Source organism: Legionella sp. (genome assembly GCF_047605385.1).
Taxonomy (GTDB): Bacteria; Pseudomonadota; Gammaproteobacteria; order Legionellales; family Legionellaceae; genus Legionella.
The window spans coordinates 1-4,631 of sequence record NZ_JASGFU010000116.1; the positions used below are offsets into that span (position 1 = coordinate 1).

Sequence of the window (4,631 nt, forward strand, 5' to 3'; positions counted from 1 at the left end):
TGTTATATAAAGATTCAAAAAACGCGTCGTTATGGCTAGGGTCGCTAATTTCTGCATAATGATAAGCTGTCAATAATGCCGAAAAGTGGTTATTTAATTGATCCATAGCCAAAAATGTACTCAATAGGTATTTAAAGTTTTCAATCTTTTTTTCTGCGATAAAAATGAATAATCTGTCCAAGGGCGACGTTACTTTACACATATTTTCCAAAATGTGCCCAAATACCGGAATCATTGAAATTGGTTTTTCCATAATAAGATCAATATATCCATGGGTTCTGATAGCTACCTTGCCACTATGAATACTACTGATAGCAGCCAGCAATGAGGTCATACGGCTTTTTAATCGATGATTAAACTCCTTCAAGTGTTTGTATCCATTAGGGGTTAATTTGTAATGGCTACGGTTCAATAACCAGTTATTGAATATGTCCTCGTCTCGCTTTAACTCCTCCTCAGCTTGTACTATCTGATCTGCCTTCTCTATCGATAAAGAGCGCTTCCTGCCAGGTGTTGGTAATAGCGCAGAAACTAACATCGATTGGCGTACCCCATTCAACTGAATACTGGGTAAAACGCTCTCATGCTGTGGCCCTTCAACAACATCGTCAACGAGTTTCTGTCTGGGATTAACTTTATTTCTTTGAATCGGCAGCTGCCCCAGCGGTCGCACTGGTCGCGCCGGCAAAATAATATATCTTTGGTATAATTCATCATAGCTCTGACTACCAAAAAAGTATTGGCTGAGCCGTGGCCAAAAAGAAGTGACTGGACGCAACAATGCAGACATATACTCTCTTGATTCATTTCTTGCAAAGTATTCTGATTGCAATAAAGACTCAATAAGCTGTGGCGAAACACCATAATCATTGATCGATAAATTATTAAACGTACCATCTATGACCGCTCTTCCTAACGCAAGTAACTCGTCAGGCTTGTCTAGACCCAGTAATTTTTGCTGTAATAAGGATACGTGACCGGGATATTGATTAGCAAATGATTTATTTTGTAACGTATGAAGAGTTACAATTTTCATAATAAATAATTGTTCGAATAATCTAGTGATATCCATAAGCCAATAGCTACCTATAAGAAGTGATTTTTTTTCTAATTCTACTTGTAACACTAACCATCGGTTAAATATTATGTCGGCAAAGTTCTCAACAAACGGCTCGGCTTTAGTAATATTTTTCTGCTTCAATTCATTAAAATAATTTTTAATTAAATAAAGATATTTTTCTACGTTTTGATTCAAAAATTCAACGGAGAGCATCTTGGTTTGTCGTTTGAATAAAGTCAAAAAATTCTCTGCTTGGGGGCCTGTTGAGTGAAATTCAAAAAGATAAAAAATTGCATGGAGACAGTTTCTCTGCAATAATCTTTCTAAAAACAAACCAGAACCAGTAATCAAAAAAATGCTCACTAAGGGTTGGTTAGCTAAGTATACTAGTTCTTTAGCCGTCGGTTTTTTTTGAAAATATTGATTCATTGCTTCTAACAATTGCGCTCTTGGAAAATTCTGAACCTGCTTACGATCCTTTATATAACGTTGAAACTCATTGAATTCAATATCAAAAATTAATGTTAATAACCGTTTGGCAAAATCATTTCCCGCTTGAATGATGGATGCTTGCTCCCTACTTTTAAGAGAAAAACCCCGGTAACTATTTAGAAATGACGCTTCAATTTTCAAAAGATACTTGGAGTCGCAAAGGAGATTAATATTAGCTAACCAGGATAATACATGCAGAAAAATTTTTTGATGCGCGGTAATGAAACTTGCACTACTTCGTTTTAGGATAGCTTCAAATTGATCGATGAAGTTTTTCGAGATTTTTTCATTCCTATGATAATAGCATGCAAACCAACTCGTTGCTAAAAATGCACAATCTCTTTTAAGTTGAACACACCTAGATAGCTCGTCGAAGGAGGCAAACGTGGACAGAACTTTAGGCACATTTTGACCATCATTTATCAAATTATCACTATTAATAATCATGAGGGGTAACTCCAAGCATAAGATGTGTATTTCGGTTACATTCGAACACTGATTTCGGTCCGATCCGAACACTGAATTCATTTTTTCCCGAACATTAATTCCGGTTTCATTCGAACGCTCATTTCGGCGTATTCGAACACTCATTTCGGTCTATCCGAACGGTTAACTAGCACTAAATAATTGTTTGTTAACCTATTCCTTTCACATTAGCTGAGAGGAGTAAAGAAGAGTGAGAAAATTATCTATGCGTAAAATAAGTGAAGTTTTTAGAATGCGTTTTGAACTGAAGCGCAGTTATCGCGACATTGCTAGAAGCCTGAATATTAGTATTAGCACGGTTAACGATTATCTAGCCAGAGGAAAGACCGCCGGTTATTCATGGCCTTTTCCTGAAGGGCTATCTGAAGAAACACTCTATGAAAAGCTTTTTTTACCCACTGTGCAAATCAAAAATCGCCCTCTACCTGAATGGGAACACGTACATAAAGAACTGCGCAAAAAAGGTGTTACCTTGCGATTATTGTGGCGTGAGTACCGTGATACACACCCCACAGGCGTAGGTTACACACAATTTTGTCATTATTATGGTGATTATAAAAAAACAATTACCCCCGTTATGCGACAAATCCACCAAGCTGGCGAAAAATGTTTTGTTGATTACGCAGGGATGAAAATGCCTTGGATTGACGTCAGTACAGGTGAACTACAGGAGGCAGAGGTTTTTGTCGGTTGTTTAGGCGCTTCCCAGTATACTTTTGTGGAAGCAACAAAAACACAACGTTTACCTGATTGGATTTCCTCTCATGTAAATATGTTCGATTTTTTTGGCGGTGTCACTGAAATAGTGGTCCCTGATAATTTAAAATCCGGCGTCAGTAAAGCACATCGTTATGATCCCGATATTAATGCGAATTATCAACTTTTAGGTGAACATTACCGTGTTGCTATTGTGCCTGCCAGAGCACGAGAGCCTAAAGACAAAGGAAAAGTTGAAAATGCGGTAGGTTGTGTTGAACGAATAATTTTAGCATCCTTGCGACATTGCACGTTTACAAGCATTGCTGAAATTAACCAAGCTATTCAGAAGCGTTTAACTGATTTTAATAGCCAGCTATTTCAGAAAATGCAAACATCACGGCGTGAATTATTTGAGTTAATTGATCAACCTGCGCTTAAATCATTACCTGCTGAAAAATATGCGTATGCTTACTGGAAAAAAGCAAAAGTGCATATCGATTATCACGTGACTTTTGATGATCACCATTACAGTGTTCCTTGTCAATATATCCATCAGCCTGTTGAAATACGTGCCACCTCAAAACTGATTGAATGTTTTTATAAAGGGAGGCGCATTGCAGTGCATGTACGTAGCTATAGGCAATACGGTTATTCTACTATTGAAGAGCATATGTCTGCCTCCCACAAAGCTTATGCAAAATGGACGCCCGAACGGATGAAACGGTGGGCAGAAAAAACCGGTCCTGAAACGTTAGCATTTATTGATTACATGATAAGTGCCAGGCCTTTCCCACAGCAAGCGTATCGTGCCTGTCTGGGCGTTTTACGTCTTGGTGAGAAATTTGGTGAAGCAAGACTCGAAAAAGCCTGCGAAAAAGCACTTAAAATCGGTGCTAAACGTTATCAACAAGTGCATGATATTTTAAAAAATCATCTTGAAGATCTTCCCGTACAAGAATCTGAGTCAACTCAAATGAGTGCACACAAAAATATCCGTGGCCCTCATTATTATCAATAACAACAGGAGAATTTTATGCTGAATAATCATACTTTACAAAAACTACGTTTATTACGTTTAAATGGCATGGCCGATGCACTACAGGACCAAATTGAAAAACCACTCATCGATTTAGATTTTGAATCACGTGTCGGTTTTTTAGTGGACCGTGAATGGCTGCTTCGAGAAAATCGTCGTGTTGCAAGAAGGCTACAACAAGCAAAACTGCAACAACCTGCTTGTATTGAAGATATCAACTATGAAAAATCACGTGGATTAGTTAAAGCTAAAATTATCGAACTATCCCAGAATCAATGGATAACTCAGCATTTAAACTTATTAATCACAGGTCCTACAGGCTGTGGAAAAACTTATCTTGCTTGTGCGATTGCTCATCGCGCCTGCTTAGAAGGGTTTACCAGTCGTTATTATCGTCTCCCTCGACTTTGGGAAGAACTGAAAATCGCTCGTGCAAGTGGTACATATAACAACTTGCTGTCTCAGCTTGCCAAAATCGATTTGCTTATCCTCGATGATTGGGGTCTTATCTCTCCTGATATTGAGCAACGACGAGACATACTGGAAATTTTAGATGATCGCTATCAACAGAAATCCACAATTATTACTAGTCAACTACCGACTACACACTGGCATGAGTATCTAAACGATGCAACACTGGCTGACGCCATTTTAGATCGCTTGATACACAACTCAATTAAGCTGGAATTAATGGGAGAATCCATGAGAAAGTATCAAAAAGATTTACAAAAAGAAAAAAAGTAGAAATAATCAAACCTGTTAACCGTTCGAATAAATCCGAAATCAATGTTCGGATAAAACTGAAATTAACGTTCGCTTCTAGGCTGAAATCACTGTTCGTTCCGACCGAAATACACA

At 37.9% G+C, this 4,631-nt stretch carries 3 protein-coding genes; 2 read left to right on the forward strand and 1 reads right to left on the reverse strand.

What is annotated here, in order from left to right:
* Positions 1 to 1,999: hypothetical protein (locus QM652_RS14105; RefSeq protein WP_415076885.1), on the reverse strand; the 1,999-nt coding region annotated here is incomplete at its 3' end.
* A 244-nt stretch (positions 2,000 to 2,243) separates the two neighbouring features.
* Between QM652_RS14105 and istA the strand changes: the two genes are divergently transcribed.
* Positions 2,244 to 3,755, forward strand: coding sequence for an IS21 family transposase (gene istA, locus QM652_RS14110; RefSeq protein WP_415076889.1), 1,512 nt, complete (start codon positions 2,244 to 2,246; stop codon positions 3,753 to 3,755).
* A 15-nt stretch (positions 3,756 to 3,770) separates the two neighbouring features.
* Positions 3,771 to 4,517, forward strand: a complete 747-nt coding sequence (istB, locus tag QM652_RS14115; protein WP_415076887.1) for an IS21-like element helper ATPase IstB — start codon at positions 3,771 to 3,773, stop codon at positions 4,515 to 4,517.
* Positions 4,518 to 4,631: the final 114 nt, after the last annotated feature.